We start from the raw sequence: 15,772 nt of genomic DNA on the forward strand, positions 1-15,772 counted from the left end.
ATTTCACCGTACGGGCCTACTGGGCCGCGTTGGCCGCCTTCACCAGCGCGTCCTTGGTGACGGCACCGGCGTACACCTTGCCGGCGTCCGTGATCAGCGCGTTGACCAGGCGGGTCGAGAAGACCGTGCCCGAGCCGAACTTGCCCTTGACGTGGTCGCCGAGGGAGCTCAGGAACCCGGAGACATCGCTGTTGCCGGACGCCGAGCCGGAGGGCACGCCCTGGCCGCCCGTGCCGAACTCGGCGATGGAGCTCCAGCCCTTGCCGATGGTCTTCAGGCCGTCGAGCCCCTTGCCGAGGTCACCGGACTTCGCGGCGGACTCCGACGCCATGGAACCCTTGGTGCCCTTGGCGTCCTTGGTGCCCTTGGCGTCCTTGCCCTCGGTGACCTTCGCGCCCTTCGGCGGGGCGAAGTCGAACGTCGAGGCGGTCGGCTTGGCGAAGTCGACCTTGGTGAAGCCGGCGTCCACGACGGCCGCGCCGCCGCTCCTCGGGACCAGCGTGAACTTCAGCGGCACCCCGGTCTTCGCGTCCACCGCGATGGTGATCGCGCCGACCGTGGAGCCCGACTGCTTCGGCTTGATGAGCAGTTTGTAGGCATCACGGCCCGCGACCTGCGCCGTACCGTCGACGGTCACGGAGGTCGTGTCGTCGACCGACTTCAGGGCCTCGTCGGCGAGCTCCTTGGGCGTCGACGGGACGTCCTTCGGCGCCTTCTCCTGCCCCTTGTCGGACGTGGGGACCGTCGAGTGGTACACCTCGTTCGACTTGCTGTCGTACGCCCATACGTCGTTGCCGTTGTGGATGACGCTGTACTCGGCGGCGCTGTCCAGGACGGAGACCTTGGCCTTGTCCGGGCCGTCGGCCGCGACGCGCACCGTGTGCGTGCCGGAGGCCAGCTCCAGGAGCTTGGACTGCGGGTCGGCGGAGGAGCCGCCGGACCCCCGGGTGGCGCCGGACAGGAAACTGCTCTCCAGGCCGCCCAGGCTGGGCAGTCCGAGGTCGGTGCTGACCTTGACCGTGCCGGACAGCTGCTGGACGTCCGACCCCGCGATCTTCTCGATCAGCTGCTGTGCGGTGATCTTCGGCAGGCTGGGGTCCCCGGAGTCGGCGAGCGCCGGGACGAGCCCGATGGTCGCCGCCGCCACCCCCACCACTGCGACCGGGACGACGTAACGAGCCGCCTTGCGCCGGCCGGCGCGGACGTCGTCGGCCTCGTCGGGCAGCCCTTCCGCCCCGGCGGTCCTGTCGGATTCGTACGGTGCCATGTGTGCCTTACCTCCGTCGTCGGCGGCGGCCTACCGTCCTGCACTTCTCCACCCCTATGGCCGCCATTCTCACCCGAACCGGTGAGGAGTGGTGTTCTCAATCTGACCAAATCGGCCGACGAGAAGCGTCAGACCCCGGACTCAACTCCACGTACTCCTGCGGTATGACGTGAGGAGGCGGTGGCTCCCCCGACCCGTAGGGGTTGGGGAAACCACCGCCTGGGCCTCACTGAGCCCCGGTACCCGTCAGCGCTGCACGAACACGTAGTCCGCCTGGTACGGCACGCCCACGATCGCGCCCGGCGTGCAGGACCCGGCCGGGGCGATGCCGCCCACGGTGTTGAGTCGCAGGATCTCCTGCGTGTCGGCCAGCAGACCACGGTGCTTGCCGGACTGGGTGGCCTTGAGGTCCAGCTCGGGGATGTTCTTGTCGCCGTTCGGGGTCTTGGAGATCAGCGCCCCGGTGACCGCGCTGCGGTCGGGCGCGACCCACTGCGGCGTACCGGAGTTGGGCTTCACGAACGAGTGTGCGATGCCGCCGCCGAGCAGGGCCGCGACGTCACGCTGCGCGAAGGCATAGCCGCCGCCCTCGACCGGCTTGCACTCGTAGATCTGCTTGCCCTTGACCACGGACGCCTGGAAGTTGTCGAGGGCGTCGCGGAAGTCGAAGGCACCGGTGACCTTGTGGAGCTGGCCGCGGACGGCTCCACCCGGGAACTCGGCGGTGTGCAGATTGGCGTAGAACGCGCCGGGGTCGTTCGTCAACTGCTCCAACAGGGCGGCGTCCTTCACCTTCACGGTGCCGACGACATGGTGGCCCTTGATCTTCCCGAGCAGCTTGCCGAAGTCGACCTTGACGCCGCCGTTGGTGCCCTTGGCGCCCTGGTGGATGTGGAGCATGGTCGGCCTGCCGGTGCCGCGCCAGGTCACGGCGACGGACACCTTGTCACCCTTGACCTTGATGAACTCCAGCGCCGCGCCGTCCTTGTCGCCGACGGCGGGGCCGCCCTGGACGGGCACCTCGTTGGCGCCGCGGAGGCTGGTGGCGAGGATGGTGCCGCCGCTGCCGCCGACGACTCCGCTCTGCGCGACGATGGCCTGGTCGCCTTGCGTCGAGTGGGTCATGCCGTTGTGGTGACTGCCGCTGTCGGCGACCGCCGGGATGACGGCGGCGGCGACACCGGTCGCGGCGGCCACCACGACACCGGTCAGGATCAGGCTCTTGCGACGCGTACCGGACGTGACACTGAACGTGGAGTTCGATCCCATGATTCTGTTTTCTCCCCGTATTGCAGCTGACACCCCCTGCGTCAGCTTCTGTACGGGAGTACGGATCGATTCCTAGCCTGGACTCAATCCAGCTATGTGACGTGCGCCACACCGCGAGAGGCGCACGTCAGCGCACGTCAGCGCGCACCGGCGCGCACCGGCGCAAACCAGCGGCACAGGCCAGGCGCCGAACGCCGGGCACCTACCCGGCCCGGTGCACCACCGCGTCCACCAGCTCCACGAGCGCGGCCTTCGCATCGCACTCCGGCAACGGAGCGAGCGCGGACCGGGCCTCCTCGGCGTACCGCACGGTGTCCCGCCGGGCCTGCTCGAGCGCGGGGTGCGCCCGCAGCAGAGCCAGCGCCTCGGCGTGCCGTTCGTCGTCCGTGAGGTCGGAGTCGAGCAGCTCGCACAGGGCGATGTCCTCGGCCAGACCGAGCCGCTCCGCCCGCTCACGCAGCCGCAGCACCGGCAGCGTGGCGATCCCCTCGCGCAGATCCGTCCCGGGCGTCTTCCCGGACTCGTGCGAGTCGGACGCGATGTCCAGCACGTCGTCCGCGAGCTGGAAGGCGACGCCCAGCCGCTCCCCGTACTGCGTCAGCACGTCCACGACCGTCTCGTCGGCCCCCGACATCATCGCGCCGAACCGGCACGCCACGGCGACCAGCGAGCCGGTCTTGCCGCCGAGCACGTCGAGGTAGTGATCGACCGGGTCGCGCCCGTCGCGCGGCCCCGCCGTCTCCAGGATCTGCCCGGTGACGAGCCGCTCGAACGCCTCGGCCTGGATGCGGACGGCCTCCGGCCCGAGGTCGGCCAGGGTGTGCGACGCGCGCGCGAAGAGGAAATCACCGGTGAGGACGGCGAGCGAGTTGCCCCAACGGGTGTTCGCGCTGGGCACCCCGCGCCGGGCATCGGCCTCGTCCATCACGTCGTCGTGGTACAGCGTGGCGAGATGGGTCAGTTCGACGACCACGGCCGAGGGCACGACGCCCGGCGCGTACGGGTCACCGAACTGCGCGGCGAGCATCACGAGCAGCGGCCGGAACCGCTTCCCGCCGGCCCGCAGAAGATGCTGTGCGGCCTCCGTGATGAAGGGGACCTCACTCTTGGTGACTTCGAGCAAGCCCTCCTCCACAGCCGCCAATCCGGCCTGGATATCGGCTTCGAGAGCCTGGTCCCGCACGCTCAGCCCGAACGGCCCGACGACGGTCACGAGAGGTTCTCCTGTCTGCTGACGATCACATGGCGAACTCGGTCGATCATTCGGTCGATGACACGGTTTGTCGATGTGTCGCTGCCATCACTCAAGTCAGCGTATCCGGTCACGTTTCGATCACCACGAGCGCCCACCGTCCCCACTGCCGACTTCCTCTCGACTTCCCCCTCGCCCGCCACCCGATGTCCCCCGAGCGGCAGACAGTCCCACGCCCGGGCGTTTTCGGATCACGAACGGTATGTTCTTGATCATCTGATACGACCGGATATATAACGAATCACTCGAGGGCCGGCCGCCGAAGAGAACGAAGGCGACGAGGACACCGAGACCACCGGGGACACCAAAGACACAGACACCAGGACACCAGGACACCAAGGACACCGTGATGAGCATGCACATCCGTACGTCCTTTCCCTACGAGACGAACCACAAGGACCTCTGGATCCCACTCCCGGACGGCACCCGTCTGTACGCGCGCGTATGGCGCCCACTGACCGACGCCCCCGTACCCACCCTCTTCGAATACCTCCCCGCCCGCCTCACCGACTGGACCGCGCCCCGCGACTGGCAGCGCCACCCCTGGTACGCGGGCCACGGCTACGCCTCCATCCGGGTGGACGCCCGCGGCCACGGCAACTCGGAGGGCATGCCGTCGGACGAGTCCGGGGAGGTCGAGCGGGCCGACGGGGTGGAGGTGATCCACTGGCTGGCCGCCCAGCCCTGGTGCAGCGGCAAGGTGGGCATGTTCGGCATCTCCTCGGGCGGTTTCACCTCCCTCCGGATCGCGGCCCTCGCGCCCGAGCCGCTCAAGGCGATCGTCGCGGTCTGCTCGACCGACGATCGCTACGACAACGACGTGCACCACATGGGAGGTTCCGCCCTCGGCCTCGACACACACGCCCGGGCGGCCAGACTGCTCGCCCACGTCGCCCGCCCGCCCGACCCGGCGCACGTGGGCCAGGTGATGTGGCGCGACATGTGGGTGAAGCGCCTGGAGACGGTGGAACCGTTCATCCATACGTGGCTGTCCCACCCGACCCGCGACGCGTACTGGCGCCACGACAGCGTCCGCGAAGCCGGGGGCTACGACGGGATCGGGGCGGCCGTACTGGCGGTGGGCGGCTGGCACGACCCGTACCGGGACACGGTGCTGCGCCCCCCGGACCGGGTACGCGGCCTGATCGGTCCCTGGTCCCACCAGTACCCGGACCGGGGCCTCCCGCCGGGCCCGGCGATCGGCTTCCTCCAGGAGACGCTGAACTGGTGGGACCACTGGCTCAAGCCACCCACCACGGATGTGACCGACACGAACGCGCCCGACACGAACCCGCCCGACGCGTACGCGACCCACGCAGACGCGACCGCCACAGGCTCAACCGGCACAGACTCGACCGCCGCGAACGTAACCGGCACAGACGCGACGCCGCTCCCGCTCCCGCTCCTGCGCTCGTACGTCATGGACGCGCGCCCCCCGGCCACGACGTACCCGTCCCTCCCCGGCCGCTGGGTGGGCGACGCCGTCTGGCCCTCCCCCTCCGTGACCCCGATCGCGTACGTGCTCCGGGGTGCACCCGTACTGGTGCGCTCCCCCCAGCACACCGGCGTGGACGCGGGCCGCTTCCGTCCCGCCGGCAACGACGGGGACCTGCCGCCGAACCAGCGGGAGGAGGACGCGAGGTCGGCCTGCTTCGAGTTCGAGGTCCCTGGGGAGACCTGGATCCTGGGCCGCCCGAGGGTCCGCCTGCGTCTGACGTCCCACTCCCCCTGGGGCCAGGTGATCGCCCGGGTGTGCGACGTGGCGCCCGACGGTTCCTCGACCCTGGTCACCCGGGGTGCCCTGGACCTGTCAGCGCGCTACGGCCCCGATCAGGCGGTCTCCTGGAAACCGGGCTCTACGGAGGACGTGGTTTTCGACCTGACCGCCATTGGCTACGCCTTCCCGCCCGGTCACCGCATCCGCCTCTCCCTCTCCTCGGCGTACTGGCCGTGGATCTGGCCCCAGCCGGGCTCGGAGGCGGGCTTCACCCTGGACCCGGCGGGCAGTTCTCTCGAACTCCCGGTACGGGCGCGGGAGTCGGACCCCGAGATCGCCTTCGGGGAGCCTGAACAGTCCGAACCCCTCGGGGTGGCCGTCCCGGCCACTCTCGACGAACTCCGCCCCGAACGCCTGGTCGTACGTGACGTGGCAAAAGGTGAATGGCGCCTGGAGGTGGCCCCCCGCCACGGCGGCACCCTCATCCACCCGGACGGCCTCGAATACACCCAGGACGCGCTGGACACGTACGCGATCGTCGAGTCGGACCCCCTCTCGGCCCGCGCCCGCTCGACGTGGTCGATCCGTCTGCACCGCCCGGATCTGTCCTGGGACGCGAGGGTCGAGACCCGCTCCGAAATCACCTGCGACGCACGCGAGTTCATCACCTCCAACGAACTGATCTGCAAGGACGGCCACGAGGTGGTCTTCCACCGGACGTGGGAGAAGAGAATCCCGCGCACGGCGGGCTGGAGTCCTGGCAGTGCCATGGGCAACCCTGAGGAGCATGGCGCGGACCGGTGAATTCCTCATGGCCCTGGACGAGGGGATGCTCGCGTACTTCCGCGAGATGGCCGACGAGATGGTCACGCGCTTCGGGATCTCACGGGCCGAAGCGGTGGCGAGGATCAACAGGACTTACGCGGGGCATGAGTTCAGCCCCCACCCCGACCTGATGTGCCACGAACTCCCCGGATACTGGGCCTACGGCCTCTACTTCAAGCCCAACGCGGGCCGGCTCCCCGACGACGACCCCGACACGGACCTGTCCGTGTGGGAGGTGCGCCCGGCCCCGCCCGAAGACTCGGCCGCCTGGACGCTCGCACCTTAATGCCCGAGTTGCCGCCATTGTCGCTTTACGCACGCTTGGTCGCGTGAGTTGGGTCACGCGCAAACAGGGAACATCCCCCACCCCCGCCCAATGACTCTCCCTTTGCATAAGGCAAGTTGAGCGTCACGTTCCGGAATAATCGGGCAATTCACCCCTCACTAAACCCAGGTGAAAGCGATCAACACCGGGAAATCAGGACTTGTTCCCGACATGTGCTCTCGCATACGTTCACGTCAATCCGGACGGACCGCCCAATCCTGCCGCCGCCCGGAAAATTCCACCCCACCCACACACACGCGCGGCAGGAGCGGGGGACCCAGGTAAGCCGCCGATCCGGACACCGGAACGGCTAGGGGTGAAGTCGCACATATCGTGCGGCCGGGCAGCTCCCGCCCGAACCCGACAGCTCACCTCGCAGGCGCCGGAGAGGAATCCGTCATGGCCGCACGTGGTAATGGCCGCTGCCCGAAGACCCGCACTTTCCTCGCCCGCGGCATCCTCGCCGCGGGAATGGGTGGAGTCGCGCTCGCCCTCCCGATCCTGGGCGCGACCTGCGCCCAGGCCGCCACCGTCACCGCGACCACCACTGACGTCCAGCTCATCACGTACAAGGTGGTCGCGGGCGACACCCTGGCCACGATCGCGCAGAAGTACCCCTCAAGCGGCGGCTGGCAGAAGCTGTACCAGGCCAACCGCGCGGTCATCGGTCCCGACCCGACGGTGCTCCCCCCGGGCCTCACACTGACCGTGGGCACGAGAACCGTCAAAAGCACCGCCAATACGACAAAGGCGAAAAAGGTGACCGCCAAGTCCACCGCCGCCTCCCCGAAGAAGTACACGAACAACCTCGACGGCTGGATCAAGCAGTCGCTGGACATCATGGCCCGCAACCGGATTCCGGGAACCTACAACGGCATCTACCGCAACGTCATGCGCGAGTCCTCCGGCAACCCCCTCGCGATCAACAACTGGGACTCCAACGCCGCGAAGGGCATCCCTTCCAAGGGCCTCCTCCAGGTCATCGACCCGACGTTCAAGGCCTACCACGTGGCGGGCACTTCGATGAGCCCCTACGACCCGGTCGCGAACATCACCGCCGCCTGCAACTACGCGGCGAAGGTCTACGGCTCGATCGACAACGTCAACGGGCCCTACTGACAGAGCTGACAGAGCCGACGGGGCCGCCGAGGTCGATGGGGAACAACCGCTCCAGTACCACCGCGATCCCGTCGTCCTCGTTCGACAGGGTCACCTCGTCGGCCACCGCCTTCAGTTCCGGATGGGCGTTGGCCATGGCGACCCCGTGGGCGGCCCAGTCGAACATGGGGATGTCGTTGGGCATGTCACCGAAGGCAATGGTCTCGGCGGGGGTCAGGCCGAGGTGAGCGGCGGCGAGGGCCAGGCCGGTCGCCTTGGTCACGCCGCATGGCTGGAGTTCGACGGTGCCGGGCCCCGACATGGTGACCGTGGCCAGGGAGCCCACCACTCCACGGGCCGCCGCCGCCAACTCGTCATCGGACAATGACGGGTGACGGAGCAACACCTTGCTGATCGGCTCCGTCCAGAGGTCGTCGCGGCGGCGCACCCGTACCGCCGGAAGCGTGGGATGCGGCATCACATACCCCGGCTCGATGAGCGTCAGCCCGTCCACGCCGTCCTGGTCCACGGCCGCGTAGAGCAGCCCGACCTCCGCCTCGATCTTGCCGAGCGCCGTCTCCGCGAGCTCCCTGTCCAGGGTCACCGACCACAGCAGGCGGTCCTCCGCCGGGTCGTACAACTGCGCCCCCTGGCCGCACACCGCCAGCCCCACACCGCCGAGTTCGTCGAGCAGCGGTCGTACTCTCGGCGCCGGGCGCCCCGTCACCACCAAATGCCGGGCGCCCGCCTCGGCCACCCTCTCCAGCGCGGCCCGGGACCGGTCGGAGAGTGTGTCGTCGCCGCGGAGCAGCGTTCCGTCCAAGTCAGTGGCGATGAGTGAATATGCAGTCGGAGCGGCCATGATCCGAAGAATACGGATCGAACGACTCATCGGCCCGGCGTGAACCGGACGACGTCCGGTATCCCGTCAGCAACACAGCCCACCGTACGGGGCGTTCCAGGCGTACAACGTCCGGTTCCGCCCCCACGCACCGAAGTGGGCGGTACGAAAAAACTCCGAGCGGAATGTCACTCCAGAGGATGACGCGGCACCGCCGGATGTGACCGCCGAACCCCAACTCATGCTCTGGAGCGATGGGTTGCCCCCGGCCCGGGGGCGTGGCCCACAAGCCACCGCCCCCTCGGCCGTACGGACCCCGGCCACCTCACCCGTGCGCGCCCGCCAAGTGTTTGGCCAGCCGCGGCGAAGCGAACTCCGTACCGCACACGAACCGCATCACCGGCCCGTACGAAGCCGCCGCCGGCAACCCCGTGAAGTACAGCCCGGGCACGGAGGACCGATACCCGGCACCGAGCTTCGGGGTACCGCGGCTCACCGCGAGCTCCGTACGCAACTCGTGTCCGAGGAAGTCCATCGCGGCGATGTCGACGCGATAGCCGGTCGCCGCGATGACATGGTCGGCGGAGAGCTCCTCGGCCCGGCCGCCCAGGGTCTGGACGGAGAGGACGGGGCGTCCGCCGGAAACACCGGCGCCGACAATCCCGGAGACCTCGCTGACCTCGACCTTGCCCTCGAAGCGGTCGCGGAGCCACCAGGCGCCGAGGGGACCGAGTACCCGGCGGACCAGGTAGTGCCGGGCCTCGGCGGGCAGATAGCGGTAGGGGTGGGGGTAGTAACTGAGCGCCCACAGCGACCAGGCACGCCCGAAGGGCGACTCCGGGCGCAGCTTCGGCTGCTCCCAGGGCGGCGCGCCGAAGGCGACCTTGCCGCGGCCCCGGGACACCACCCGCACCCGCGCGCCCGCCTCCGCCGCGAGCGCCGCCGTCTCCAGGGCTGACTGGCCCGCGCCGACGATGATCAGCTCCTTGCCGGAGAACCGGCTGAGGTCGTGGTGCTGGGAACTGTGCGAGACAGGGCCGGTGGGTGTGGGCCCGTCCGCCGCGGCGCCGCCGAGCTCGGGCGGCAGATGGGCGAGCCCGTACAGCCCGGTGGCCACGACGACCGCCCGTGCCGTGAACGACTCACCGGAGTCCAGCTTGAGTTCGAAACCCTCGCCGCCCCGTCGGTCGACGGACACCACCCGCACCCGCTCCAGCTCGGGCACCAACTTCTGCTGGAACCACTCGCCGTACGCGATGAACGTCTCGACCGGGATGATGTCCTCGTCCGTGACGAGCCGACGGATCCCCGCCGCGTTGCAGTAGTCGAGGATCGTGTGTCCACGCTGCGGGGCGTCGATACTGGATGCGGCCGGGGTCGACTTGAGCAGCATCCCCTCGGGCATGTGGTCGCGCCAGCTCACCATGGGCTCGCCGAACACGCGCACCGGAATGCCCCGCGCCCGCAGATGAGCGGCGGTGGACAGGCCGAATGGCCCGGCACCGATGACTGCTACCGGATGATTCACGAAGTCCCCTCCCCAGGACGTTTTTCCGTCACTTCGTGGTCGTACTGGTGCTGCTGCCACGGCGGTTGGTCCGCCACAGCTGATACAGGTGCTTCGCGCCCGGCCGCACGAAGCGTGCGAGCATCGTAAAGAGAGGCCGCAGGTCGTCACCCGCAAGCCAGGCCAGCTCGGTGCCGCTCGCACGAGTCGGCGCGTGCGGGGTCGTATAACCGCTGCGCCGGTAGGCGAGCAGGGCCGGCAGGTCGATGTTCTCGACGATGTAACGGCGACCGGCCCGCTGTTCCCCCTCGGGAACGGCGCGCCCGGTCAGATCCAGATGCATGGCTCGGACGACGTCAATCCCCGACTCATTCTCGAAGAGTCGGAACTGCGCGCCCATCCGGGGGTTGAAGTCGAGGAGCTTGTACTGTCCGTCGCGGCGGTCGAAGCGCAGGTCGAGGTCGATGACGCCGCTGAAGCCGATCTGTTTGATAAAACGCGCGGCGAGGTCCGCGAGTTCCGGATTGTCGACGACATACGCATTCGCCGTCATTCCCGCGTGCGGCGGCCAGGAGCGGACCTTCACGCCCGTGAACATCGCGAGCGGCGTCGAGTCCGCGTCGAAGTACGCGTGCACGATCCAGTCCTCCGCCTCCTCCCTGGGCAGGTACTCCTGAAGGATCACGCCCGGCTGATCACCCCAGTCCCGGGCGAGCGTCAGCAGCCCCTCCCGGGTCGCGATCTTCGTCGTCCCGTTCACGGCGGGCTGTTTCCTTCTGACGAAGGCCTCGCGGTTCTTGGCGACGATCGGAAAGCGGGCGCTCTCGGCGAACGCCACGATCTCGTCGTAGGACTGCGGAAAGGCCGCCGCCGGGCTGGGGATGCCGTGTTCCTCACAGAGTTCGTGCAGTCCCTGCTTGCTGGCGAGGCGGCGGGGCAGCTTGGCGTCCACCCGCGGGAAGAGGAAACGGTCCCCGAGCTCGTCCTGGTGCTCGGCGATCAGGACGGCCGCCTCCTCGTCCGTCGGGACGAGCACCGTCGGCCGCCCGATGCGGCGACCGATCCGCAGCAGCCCCTCGACAAGACGCTCCGGCTCCTCCGTCCCCGTCGTCGGCCAGACGAAGGCGCGGCGCAGATAGCGCGAGGCGGCGGCAGGCGTGTAACGGTCCTCGGTGATCGCATACATCGGTATGCCGAGGCGGCCCAGACTTCGGATGGCGCCCACTCCGCCGTGGTGCAGCGGATAGTCGCCGAACTTCACAATCAGGCCCGGAACGTCCCGGTCGGCGTCGACCGGCACTCTGCTGGCGCCCCTGGCCACGGGTCCCCCCACGTGTCCCCCCTACGGACCGGACCCACCCCGTCCATGTCCCCAAAGGACGCTAAGCCGGAATTGCCGCGTCCGACAAGGCCTATTCGGACATTGCGAACTCTTTAGTCGCTGGCGGGGCAACTCTTCGAGTACTCCCATGGCGACTCACGACGACTCTCTGGGCACTGCCGCAGCAGGTCACTCCCCCGTAACGTGTGCCGCGACCACACGGAACACGTGGAACACATGCATACGGAACACGTGGGACACGTGGAACAGGTGGAACACCTCCACATGGACCGCGTGGACCACACGGATCACGCGGCGCGTACGGCGCGTACGACCACGAAAGCGAGGCACCACCCGATGCCCCCCTTCGATGTCCCCGAGGGCGATCCCTTCGGCCCGCACAACCTCCCCTACGGTGTCTTCTCCCGGGCCGGCGCGCCCGAGCGGAGCGTCGGCGTCCGACTCGGCGACCACGTCCTCGACGTGGGCGCGACCGCGCGAGCCCTCGGCTCCCCGTACGCCGCACTGCTCGCGCAGCCGACCCTGAACCCGCTGCTCGCGGCGGGCCGCACGGCCTGGTCCGACGTACGCCGCGCGCTCACGGCCTGGGTGACGGTCCCGGCCCACCGAGAGACCGTCGAGCCCCTCCTGATCCCCCTCTCCGAGGTGACCCTGCACCTCCCCTTCGAGGTCGCGGACTACGTCGACTTCTACGCCTCCGAGAACCACGCCCGTAACGTCGGACAGATCTTCCGCCCCGACGCCGCCGACTCCCTCACCCCCAACTGGAAGCACCTGCCGATCGGTTACCACGGCCGCTCCGGCACGGTCGTGGTGTCGGGCACGGAGGTGGTCCGCCCGTCGGGCCAGCGCAAGGCCGCCACCGACCCCGCCCCCGTCTTCGGCCCCTCCACCCGACTCGACATCGAGGCGGAGGTCGGCTTCGTGGTAGGCGCGCCCTCGACCATGGGCACGCCCGTCCCCCTCTCCTCCTTCCGCGACCATGTCTTCGGCCTCTGTCTCCTCAACGACTGGTCGGCGCGCGACATCCAGGCCTGGGAGTACGTCCCCCTGGGCCCCTTCCTCGGCAAGTCCTTCGCCACCTCCGTGTCGGCCTGGATCACCCCACTCGACGCCCTGGACGACGCCCGGGTCGCACCCCCGACCCGCACCCACCCTCTCCTCCCCTATCTGGACGACTCCGAGGACGAGCCCAGCGGCTATGACCTCCGCATCTCCGTCGCCATCAACGGACAGGTCGTCTCCGAACCCCCCTTCTCCACCATGTACTGGACGGCCGCCCAGCAACTGGCCCACATGACGGTCAACGGAGCCTCCCTGCGCACCGGCGACCTGTACGGCTCGGGCACCGTCAGCGGCCCCTCCGAGCGCGAGCGCGGCTCGCTCCTGGAACTCACCTGGAACGGCCGCGACACCCTCGACCTCCCCGACGGCAAGCGCACGTTCCTCGAGGACGGCGACGAGGTCACCCTGACGGCCTGGGCTCCGGGCCCGAGCGGAATCCGGGTGGGGCTGGGCGAGGTGACGGGCAGGATCGCTCCGGCCTCCTGACCCCGGGCAGGCTCGTCGAGGGCACCCTGGACCGGCTCACGACCGACCCGGACGACCTGGTCCGGGCGGCGGCCTTCGCGACGCGACCCTCGCGGGCTGCCCGGCGGCCCTGGCCGCCCGTGCGTCGCCGCCCTGGCCGACCCCGACCCGCAGGTCCGCTCCGCCCCCGCCCGGCAGGTCCGCTCCGGCGCCGCCACCGCGCTGTCCGCCGCGGGCACCGACATCGCCGTCCCGGCTCCGGCCAAGGCGCTCGGCGACCCGAACGCCGACGCCCGCAGGGCGGCGGTTCTGGCACTCGTACGGCACTCGGCGGTCGACGAGGACGCCCGCGCGGCCCTCACCACGGCCACGGCGGACTCCGACGCGGACGTCAGGGCGTACGCGTCACGAGCGCTGTGACCGCAGGGTCAGGCGCAGGGCGAGGTCCTATATCCAGTCCTCAGGCTCCGGCTCCGCGTCCATCTCGGGCCAGTCCGGGTCCGGCGCCTCATCGGCCGCGGGAGCCGCCGCCCCTCCGGGGGCGCCGCCCAGGGAGGCAAGCACCCCGACCACACCCTCCCCGTACGTCGCCAGCTTCTTCTCGCCCACCCCGCTGATGCCGCCGAGGCCTTCGACCGAGGTGGGCCATACCGTGGCGATCTCCCGGAGCGTGGCGTCGTGGAAGATGACGTACGCCGGGACGCCCCCTTCCTTGGCCTGCTCGGCGCGCCAGGAGCGCAGGGCCTCGAAGGCGGGCACGAGCTCCTGGGGCAGCTCGGCCGCGGCGGACTTGGCCTTGCGATCGCCCCGCGAGGAAGAGGAAGAAGAGGACGAGGAGCGGGCAACGGTCGGCTTCGGCGGCTCCTTGCGCAGCGGTACCTCGCGCTCGCGCCGCAGCACCGTCCCGCTCCCCTCGGTCAGCACCAGCGTCCCGTACTCGCCCTCGACCGCGATCAACCCCTGCGCCAGCAACTGCCTTACGACGCCCCGCCATTCGGACTCTGCGAGCTCCTCGCCGATACCGAAGACGGACAGCTGGTCGTGGTCGAACTGGATCACCTTGGCGGTCCGCCGCCCCAGCAGGATGTCGACGATCTGGCCCGCGCCGAACTTCTGCCCGCGCTCCCGCTGCAGCCGCACCACCGTGGACAGCAACTTCTGTGCCACGACCGTGCCGTCCCAGGTCTCGGGCGGCGCGAGGCATGTGTCGCAGTTGCCGCACGCGGGGGTGTGCGGGTCCTGGCCGAAGTAGGCGAGAAGCTGGGAGCGCCGACACTCGACCGTCTCGCACAGGCCCAGCATCGAGTCCAGATGGGCGGCGGCCCGGCGGCGGAACGCCTCGTCGCCCTCTGAGCCCTGGATCAGCTTGCGCTGCTGGACGACGTCCTGAAGCCCGTACGCCATCCAGGCCGTGGACGGCAGTCCGTCGCGGCCCGCGCGCCCCGTCTCCTGGTAGTAGCCCTCGACCGACTTGGGCAGGTCGAGGTGGGCGACGAACCGCACGTCCGGCTTGTCGATGCCCATGCCGAAGGCGATGGTGGCAACGACGACCAGGCCCTCCTCACGCAGGAAGCGCGACTGGTGGGCGGCGCGGGTGCCCGCGTCCAGGCCCGCGTGGTAGGGCACCGCCTCGACGCCGTTGCGGGAGAGGAACTCGGCCGTCTTCTCCACCGAGTTGCGCGAGAGGCAGTACACGATGCCCGCGTCACCCGCGTGCTCGTCACGCAGGAAGGTCAGCAGCTGCTTCTTGGGGTCGGCCTTGGGGACGATCCGGTACTGGATGTTGGGCCGGTCGAAGCTCGCCTCGAAGTGGCGGGCGGCCGGCATGGCCAGGCGCTGGGTGATCTCCTTGTGCGTCGCGCGCGTGGCCGTGGCCGTCAGCGCGATGCGCGGGACGTCCGGCCAGCGCTCGCCGAGCAGCGAGAGCGCCAGGTAGTCAGGGCGGAAGTCGTGACCCCACTGGGCCACGCAGTGCGCCTCGTCGATCGCGAAGACGGAGATCTTCCCGCGAGACAGCAGGTCCAGCGTGATGTCCAGGCGCAGCCGCTCCGGGGCCAGGTAGAGCACGTCGAGCTCCCCCGCCAGGAACTCGGCCTCGACCACGCGCCGCTCGTCGAAGTCCTGCGTGGAGTTCATGAACCCGGCGCGCACGCCCAGCGCACGCAGCGCGTCCACCTGGTCCTGCATCAGCGCGATGAGGGGGGAGACCACGACTCCCGTACCCGGTCTGACCAGTGCCGGAATCTGGTAACAGAGCGACTTGCCGCCACCCGTCGGCATCAGGACGACGGCGTCACCACCCGCCACCACGTGCTCGATGATCGCTTCCTGCTCGCCGCGGAAGGCGTCGTACCCGAAGACCCGGTGGAGCGTGGCCAGTGCCTCGCTCTCCCCCAGCTTCTCCGTCGCGTCCGCTTCGGTCATCACACCCGTCCCGCCCATCGTCCTGTCCCCCGTACGTCGCGCCTCGACCACTGCGTCCACGATAGGGGTCCGCGCCGACAGTCCGAGAGTTATCCACAGGCTGCGACCGACCGACTTCAGTACGCACCGGCGCCCGGCTCATCTCGCTCCCCTGTCACTCCGGCCCCGCTCCCGTCTCACTCCCGTCTCGCTCTCCTCCACGACGCGCCCCGCGTGCGTTCAATCCGTTGGCCCCGCTCGCATGGCAGCCCTTGGTGACCAGGGGACATGCTGCTCGGGCGGGCGGAGGGGGCCCGCGGCCGACGGACCGGCGCCGTCGCGTACGCCTCTCGCGCCTCTCGCGCCTCTCGCGCCTCTGGGAGTCATCGCATGTCC

General features: G+C 69.7%; 12 protein-coding genes and 1 riboswitch. Of the genes, 5 read left to right on the top strand and 7 right to left on the bottom strand.

Annotated elements, in window-relative coordinates; translation table 11 throughout:
• Positions 1-16 precede the first annotated feature (16 nt).
• The 3 genes from OG747_RS18210 to OG747_RS18220 form a co-directional block, all read right to left on the bottom strand.
• Positions 17-1,267: a LolA family protein gene (locus tag OG747_RS18210; RefSeq protein ID WP_405880380.1), complete on the bottom strand. Its 1,251-nt coding sequence runs from the start codon at positions 1,265-1,267 to the stop codon at positions 17-19.
• A gap of 246 nt (positions 1,268-1,513) precedes the next feature.
• Positions 1,514-2,536: a CHRD domain-containing protein gene (locus OG747_RS18215; RefSeq protein WP_405880381.1), complete on the bottom strand. Its 1,023-nt coding sequence runs from the start codon at positions 2,534-2,536 to the stop codon at positions 1,514-1,516.
• 202 nt (positions 2,537-2,738) lie between these two features.
• Positions 2,739-3,749, bottom strand: a complete 1,011-nt coding sequence (locus OG747_RS18220; protein ID WP_405880382.1) for a polyprenyl synthetase family protein — start codon at positions 3,747-3,749, stop codon at positions 2,739-2,741.
• A 394-nt stretch (positions 3,750-4,143) separates the two neighbouring features.
• On the opposite strand from OG747_RS18220, the gene OG747_RS18225 reads away from it, so the two are divergent.
• The 3 genes from OG747_RS18225 (at position 4,144) to OG747_RS18235 (ending at position 7,774) form a co-directional block, all read left to right on the top strand.
• Positions 4,144-6,309 (top strand): CocE/NonD family hydrolase, encoded by a 2,166-nt coding sequence (locus OG747_RS18225; protein WP_405885585.1) that lies wholly within the window; start codon positions 4,144-4,146, stop codon positions 6,307-6,309.
• On the top strand, positions 6,293-6,616 hold the full coding sequence (locus tag OG747_RS18230) for a hypothetical protein (RefSeq protein ID WP_405880383.1): 324 nt from the start codon (positions 6,293-6,295) through the stop codon (positions 6,614-6,616). Before OG747_RS18225 ends, OG747_RS18230 begins: the two co-directional genes overlap by 17 nt.
• Before the next feature lie 273 nt (positions 6,617-6,889).
• Positions 6,890-7,050, top strand: a riboswitch (cyclic di-AMP (ydaO/yuaA leader).
• Between the two features lie 4 nt (positions 7,051-7,054).
• Complete coding sequence (locus OG747_RS18235) at positions 7,055-7,774, top strand: transglycosylase SLT domain-containing protein (RefSeq protein ID WP_405880385.1); 720 nt, start codon at positions 7,055-7,057, stop codon at positions 7,772-7,774.
• Here OG747_RS18235 and OG747_RS18240 read toward each other — a convergent pair.
• The 3 genes from OG747_RS18240 to OG747_RS18250 form a co-directional block, all read right to left on the bottom strand.
• Complete coding sequence (locus OG747_RS18240) at positions 7,758-8,615, bottom strand: HAD family hydrolase (RefSeq protein ID WP_405880386.1); 858 nt, start codon at positions 8,613-8,615, stop codon at positions 7,758-7,760. The genes OG747_RS18235 and OG747_RS18240 overlap by 17 nt on opposite strands.
• Before the next feature lie 304 nt (positions 8,616-8,919).
• Positions 8,920-10,122 carry an FAD-dependent oxidoreductase gene (locus tag OG747_RS18245; protein WP_405880387.1) on the bottom strand — a complete coding sequence of 401 codons (1,203 nt, stop codon included), beginning with the start codon at positions 10,120-10,122 and terminating at the stop codon, positions 8,920-8,922.
• A gap of 28 nt (positions 10,123-10,150) precedes the next feature.
• A complete protein-coding gene (locus tag OG747_RS18250; RefSeq protein ID WP_405880388.1) occupies positions 10,151-11,401 on the bottom strand; it encodes an ATP-grasp domain-containing protein in 1,251 nt (416 codons plus the stop codon).
• A 378-nt stretch (positions 11,402-11,779) separates the two neighbouring features.
• Between OG747_RS18250 and fahA the strand changes: the two genes are divergently transcribed.
• Entirely contained in the window at positions 11,780-12,994 is a 1,215-nt protein-coding gene (gene fahA, locus OG747_RS18255; RefSeq protein WP_405885586.1) for a fumarylacetoacetase, read from the top strand.
• Positions 12,995-13,195: 201 nt separating this feature from the next.
• Entirely contained in the window at positions 13,196-13,393 is a 198-nt protein-coding gene (locus OG747_RS18260; RefSeq protein ID WP_405885587.1) for a hypothetical protein, read from the top strand.
• 27 nt (positions 13,394-13,420) lie between these two features.
• Here OG747_RS18260 and recQ read toward each other — a convergent pair whose 3' ends face one another.
• Positions 13,421-15,415: a DNA helicase RecQ gene (gene recQ, locus OG747_RS18265; protein ID WP_405885588.1), complete on the bottom strand. Its 1,995-nt coding sequence runs from the start codon at positions 15,413-15,415 to the stop codon at positions 13,421-13,423.
• Between the last annotated feature and the right edge of the window lie 357 nt (positions 15,416-15,772).

The organism is Streptomyces sp. NBC_01384 (assembly GCF_045040035.1).
In the GTDB taxonomy this organism is placed as follows: domain Bacteria; phylum Actinomycetota; class Actinomycetes; order Streptomycetales; family Streptomycetaceae; genus Streptomyces.

Bases quoted from the DNA above. Each gene is read 5' to 3' on its own strand.
- OG747_RS18230 (WP_405880383.1), top strand. From the start codon at position 6,293: ATGGCGCGGACCGGTGAATTCCTCATGGCCCTGGACGAGGGGATGCTC.
- OG747_RS18210 (WP_405880380.1), bottom strand. From the start codon at position 1,267: ATGGCACCGTACGAATCCGACAGGACCGCCGGGGCGGAAGGGCTGCCC.
- OG747_RS18225 (WP_405885585.1), top strand. From the start codon at position 4,144: ATGCACATCCGTACGTCCTTTCCCTACGAGACGAACCACAAGGACCTC.
- OG747_RS18235 (WP_405880385.1), top strand. From the start codon at position 7,055: ATGGCCGCACGTGGTAATGGCCGCTGCCCGAAGACCCGCACTTTCCTC.
- recQ (WP_405885588.1), bottom strand. From the start codon at position 15,415: ATGGGCGGGACGGGTGTGATGACCGAAGCGGACGCGACGGAGAAGCTG.
- fahA (WP_405885586.1), top strand. From the start codon at position 11,780: ATGCCCCCCTTCGATGTCCCCGAGGGCGATCCCTTCGGCCCGCACAAC.
- OG747_RS18215 (WP_405880381.1), bottom strand. From the start codon at position 2,536: ATGGGATCGAACTCCACGTTCAGTGTCACGTCCGGTACGCGTCGCAAG.
- OG747_RS18240 (WP_405880386.1), bottom strand. From the start codon at position 8,615: ATGGCCGCTCCGACTGCATATTCACTCATCGCCACTGACTTGGACGGA.